This window comes from Zavarzinia sp. (assembly GCF_049306435.1).
Taxonomy (GTDB): Bacteria; Pseudomonadota; Alphaproteobacteria; order Zavarziniales; family Zavarziniaceae; genus Zavarzinia.
In genome coordinates this window covers 1-5,282 of record NZ_JBAQRT010000255.1, presented here as the reverse complement: position 1 = coordinate 5,282, position 5,282 = coordinate 1, and the positions used below count along the sequence as shown (strand labels likewise).

The 5,282-nt window shown below is 67.2% G+C and carries 3 protein-coding genes and 2 pseudogenes; 3 read left to right on the top strand and 2 right to left on the bottom strand.

All coding sequences use genetic code 11. The features are described 5' to 3' along the window. Positions 1–539: pseudogene (locus WAZ62_RS14790) on the bottom strand (hypothetical protein); the annotation flags it as partial. Between the two features lie 75 nt (positions 540–614). After that, entirely contained in the window at positions 615–1,442 is an 828-nt protein-coding gene (locus WAZ62_RS14785; protein WP_422644304.1) for a uracil-DNA glycosylase, read from the bottom strand. A gap of 101 nt (positions 1,443–1,543) precedes the next feature. Here WAZ62_RS14785 and WAZ62_RS14780 point away from each other — a divergent pair, with 101 nt between their 5' ends. The 3 genes and pseudogenes from WAZ62_RS14780 to WAZ62_RS14770 form a co-directional block, all read left to right on the top strand. After that, a complete protein-coding gene (locus WAZ62_RS14780) occupies positions 1,544–3,193 on the top strand; it encodes an electron transfer flavoprotein-ubiquinone oxidoreductase (RefSeq protein WP_422644303.1) in 1,650 nt (549 codons plus the stop codon). 96 nt (positions 3,194–3,289) lie between these two features. Then, positions 3,290–5,044, top strand: coding sequence for a tetratricopeptide repeat protein (locus WAZ62_RS14775; protein ID WP_422644302.1), 1,755 nt, complete (start codon positions 3,290–3,292; stop codon positions 5,042–5,044). After that, positions 5,034–5,282: pseudogene (locus WAZ62_RS14770) on the top strand (4-(cytidine 5'-diphospho)-2-C-methyl-D-erythritol kinase); the annotation flags it as partial. The gene WAZ62_RS14775 and the pseudogene WAZ62_RS14770, both read left to right, overlap by 11 nt.

Genomic DNA, 5,282 nt, shown 5'->3' with positions numbered 1-5,282 from the left:
GCATCGTCCCGGCCGCGCGGCTCGAGCGGCATCATGTCGAGCGGCGAATCCATCATCGACAGGCCGACGGCGGTGGCCGCGGCCCGGGACGCGGCGAAGCCGTCGCCCGCCCCCGAGGGGGTACCGGCGGCGGCCATCGCCTCGATGTCCTCATAGCCGGGCAGATCGTCATAGGCGGCCAACCACTCGGCCAGTTCGCGCTGACGCGCGCCATAGCGGGCGGTATCCAGGAAACGCTCGCGCAGCAGATGGCCGACCAGCATCAGATCGTCGAGACTGGCGATCTGGCGGTCGGCCTCGGCGAAATCGCCGCGTTCCTGCGCATCGAAGGCCGCCCGGTAGCGCCGCAGGTCGTCCCTGGAGAGATTGTGCAGGGGCTTGGTCCCCGCCATCACGCCATCGCTGATGACAGCGCTGCCGGGCAGGCTTTCGGCGGCCGTGCCGGGCATCGAAAGCGCAAGGCACGAAACCGCCGCCACCGCCGCGATGAACCGCCAGCGGCGCCCGATTTCACGGTCAGCCCTTGTCTTCCGCCTCATTCCCTCGCCTTGCCCGTACAAACCCCGGCCCGAGGGTAAGCCAGGACCCGCCATCTGCCAAGCCGGATCGATTCGTCAGTCGAGGAGGCGGTGGCGGACCGCCAGCAGATCGTGCCAGGCTTCGCGCTTGGCCTGAGGCTGGCGCAGCAGATAGGCGGGATGAAGCATGGGCATCGCCGGAATGCCGTGCCAGTCCCGCCAGCGCCCGCGCAGCCGGGTGATGCCGTCGCCAAGGCCGAGCAGGGTTGATGTCGGTGTCGCGCCCAGAAGGACGATCACCTTGGGCTTCGACAATTCGATCAGCCGCTCGACGAAGGGGAGGCAGCTGGCGGTTTCCACCGGGTCGGGCTTGCGATTGCCGGGCGGGCGCCAGAACAGGATATTGGCGATATAGGCATCGCGCGCGCGGTCGCGGCCGATCGCGGCCAGCATCTTGTCCAGCAATTGTCCGGCGCGGCCGACGAAGGGCTTGCCCAGGCGGTCCTCGTCGGCCCCCGGGGCCTCGCCGATCAGCATCAGTTCGGCGCCGAAGGTGCCATCGGCGATGACCGTGTTCAGGGCGCCGGCCTTCAGCGGGCAGCCCTCGAAGGCCCGAATCGCGGCCTCCAGGGCGGCAAAATCGTCGCAGGCGGCGGCAATCTCGCGGGCATTGGCGGCAATGGCGGCTTCGGCGGCCGAAGGGCCGGGCGGGCTCGCTTCCCGCCGGGGCGAAAGGCCGGGGGAAGGTGCCGAGGCCGGCGCTGACGCAGGGGAAGCCCGGCGCTCCGCCACCGGGGGCGTGCCGCGGGCCAGCACCTGTTTCGAAGTCTCGAAACGATCGATCGGGGCATCCGCCAGGGCTTCGTCGACCCCGACCGACAGATACCATTCGAGGATTGTCCCGATTTCTGTGATTTGATCCATGGATTGACACTAGCACTGACGCTATGTTCCCGCTTCACATCTTGGGGCCGAAAGGCCGGGCCAGACCAGATTCAGGGCATAGCGGGGTTAGGAGGAGGCTCATGGAACGCGAGGCGATGGAGTTCGATGTGGTCATTGTCGGCGCAGGGCCGGCTGGCCTGTCGGCGGCGATCAAGTTCAAACAGCTCTGCGCCGAGCAAGGCAAGGACTACACGGTCTGCGTGATCGAGAAAGGGTCCGAAGTCGGCGCCCATATTCTCTCGGGCGCCGTGCTGGACCCGAAGGCGCTGAATGAACTTCTCCCGGACTGGAAGGAGCGCGGCGCGCCCCTGAACACCCCGGTCGTCGAGGACAAGTGGCTGGTGCTGACCGAGAAGAAGTCGGTCTCGCTGCCGGGCTTCATCATGCCCGGCTTCATGCACAACGAGGGCAATTACATCGTCAGCCTCGGCAATGTCTGTCGCTGGCTGGCCGCCCAGGCCGAGGAACTCGGCGTCGAGATCTATCCGGGCTTCGCCGCGGCCGAAGTGCTCTATCACGAGGATGGCTCGGTGAAGGGCGTCGCCACCGGCGACATGGGCGTCGGCCGCGACGGTCATCACAAGGACAGCTATACGCCGGGCGTGGAACTTCACGCCAAATACACCTTCTTCGCCGAAGGCGTGCGCGGCAGCCTGTCCAAGGACATCATCGCGCATTATGGCCTGCGCGAAGGCAAACAGCCGCAGACCTACGGCATCGGCATCAAGGAATTGTGGCAGATCGACCCGGCGAAGCACCGCGAGGGTCTCGTGTTGCATGCCCAGGGCTGGCCGCTGGACAGGAAGACCGCCGGTGGCGCCTTCCTCTACCATCTCGAGGACAATCAGGTCGCGGTCGGCTATGTCGTCGCCCTCGACTACTGGAATCCCTATCTCTCGCCCTTCGAGGAATTCCAGCGCTTCAAGACCCATCCCGACATCCGAACCTTCTTCGAGGGCGGCAAGCGTATCGCTTACGGTGCCCGCGCGATCAACGAGGGCGGTTACCAGTCGATTCCGAAGCTGACCTTCCCGGGCGGCGTGCTGATCGGCTGTTCGGCCGGCTTCGTCAACGTGCCCCGCATCAAGGGCAGTCACAACGCGATGAAGACCGGCATGATGGCCGCCGAAGCCGCCTTCGAGGCGCTGGAAGCGGGCCGCGAGGGTCATGACGAACTGTCGGATTACGCCAACAAGTTCTCGACCTCCTGGGTCCATGACGAGTTGTTCAAGGTCCGCAACGTCCGGCCGGCGCTGAAGTGGGGCACCGTCAAGGGCACCATCTACGGCGGCTTCGACATGTGGATGAGCCATCTCGGCCTGGCGCTGCCCTGGACCCTCGGCCATCATCCCGACAATACGTCGCTGGTGAAGGCCAAGGACGCGCCGAAGATCGAATACCCGAAGCCCGACGGCAAGATCAGCTTCGATCGCCTGTCCTCGGTGTTCCTGTCGAACACCAACCACGAGGAAGACCAGCCGATCCATCTGACGCTGAAGGATCCGACGGTGCCGATTCGCATCAATCTCGCGGAATACGACGCGCCGGAGCAGCGCTATTGCCCGGCCGGCGTCTACGAGATCGTCGGTCAGGACAAGGGCGAGCCGCGGTTGCAGATCAACGCGCAGAACTGCGTGCACTGCAAGACCTGCGACATCAAGGACCCGACCCAGAACATCAACTGGGTCGTGCCCGAGGGCGGCGGTGGTCCGAACTACCCGAACATGTGATGTGCAAGGGCGCCGTCGCGGCCTCGGGTGCGGGGAGTGACGGCGCCATCGACTTGGACCTGTCGCGAAGGGGCGCTTGCAGTTAAATTGGCCACCATGAAAACAGGTCTCAAGGTCGTGCGACGAGCTGCCAGGCGGCGCGGATTCGCCATTTCCCTCATCACCGGTCTGCTCGTTTCGGGTTGCGGCATGCCCAGCGCGGCGACGCCGGAGACCGCGGCGCGGCCCGTGGAAGCGATCGAACTGCACAGTCTGTCGGGCGCCTATCTGGCTGCCCGCTATGCCGGCGGGGTTCAGGATTCGACGGCTTCGGCCCTGTTCTACGACGGGGCGCTGCGCCTCGATCCGGGCAATACCATGCTGCGCCGGCAGGCCATGATGTCGTCGCTGCTGGTGGGCGATTATGTCGATGCCGCATCCCACGCCGAGGTCATCGCCCGGCTGGAGCCGAGCGACACGGTCGCGCCCCTTGTCGCCGCCATTGGCGAAATGCGCGTCGGCCGCTATGCCGAGGCGCGGAAGCGGCTCGACGGCCTGACGTCCAATGCCGCCCTCGACATCATCGGCCCGATCATGACGGCCTGGGCCATCGCCGGCACGGGCGACACGGACGGCGCCCTGAGGGCGCTGGAGAAACTGGGGGATGCCCCGGGCGTCCGGCCGTTCCGCCTTTACCACACCGCGCTTCTCGCCGCCTTCGGCAACCAGCCCGCCCTGGCCGCCAAGGCGTTCGAGGCCCTGCGGACATCGCCCGCCGGCAACTGGGTGCACACCTTGCTGGCGGAGGGTGTTTTCCTCGAATCATCGGGCCATCAGGATGCCGCGCGCGCGCTCTATCAGGCGGCGCTGAAGGCCAGCAACAATCTGGCGGTCGCCGCCGCCCTGGCCCGGCTGGAGCGGGGCGAGGCCGCGACGCCGGTGGTCTCGACCGCGGTCGAAGGCGTCGCCGAGGCCATGTATGGCATCGCCAGCCTGCTGGCCCAGAGCGGGGCGAACGAGCCCGTGCTCGTCTACCTGCGTCTGGCCACGATGGCCAAGCCCAACTTCCCCGAAGCCCAGGCCCTGCTGGCCGAGACCTTCGAGGATATCGGCGACGAGGATGCGGCGATGGCGATGTTCCGCTCCATCCCCGAAGGCTCGGAATTGCGGCCCATGGCCGAGGTCCGCTACGCCATGCTGCTGTCGCAGGCGGATCGCGCCGACGAGGCGCTGGACCTCCTCGACAGGAGCGGGACGGCTGGCGGGCCGAGCATCGAGGCGATGGTCGCCCGGGGCGACATCCTGCGCGAGCGCGAGGATTTCGCCGCCGCCGCCGACGCCTATGGCGCGGCGATCGATGCCGTGGGCGAACCCGATCCCCGGTACTGGAGCCTCTGGTTCTCGCGCGGGATCTGCCGCGAGCGCCTGCATCAGTGGCAGGACGCCGAGGCCGACCTGATGCAGGCCCTGGCCCTGCGGCCGGACCAACCGAGCGTGCTCAATTACCTCGCCTATTCCTGGGTGGAGCAGGGGCGTAACCTGAAGCGCGCCGAGGCCATGCTGCTGAAGGCCGTGGCCGACAGGCCCGACGATGGTTACATCGTCGACAGTCTGGGCTGGGTCTATTTCCGTCAGGCCCGTTTCGCCGAAGCCGTGGACACACTGGAAAAGGCCGTGCACCTGAAGCCGGGCGACCCGACGGTGAACGACCATCTGGGCGATGCCTATTGGGCGGTCGGGCGCAGGCTGGAGGCGGAGTTCCAGTGGCGCACCGCCCTCGCGCTGAAGCCCGAGGATGATCAGAAGGCGGATCTCGAGACCAAGCTCGAAAAGGGTCTCGCGCCGGAAAAACTCGTCCCCGGTGCGGACTGACGCGATCGCCGGCCTTGCCCCGGCCAAGGTGAATCTCTGTCTTCACGTTACCGGCCGGCGCGCGGACGGTTACCATCTGCTCGATTCCCTCGTCGTCTTCGCCGATATCGGCGACCGGCTTTCCGTGGCGCCGGCGACGGGCGGTGACCTTCGCCTCGCGCTCGGCGGGCCTTTCGCCGCCGCCCTGGACGGCTCGCCCGACGACAATCTCGTGCTGCGGGCCGCGCGGGGCCTGCGG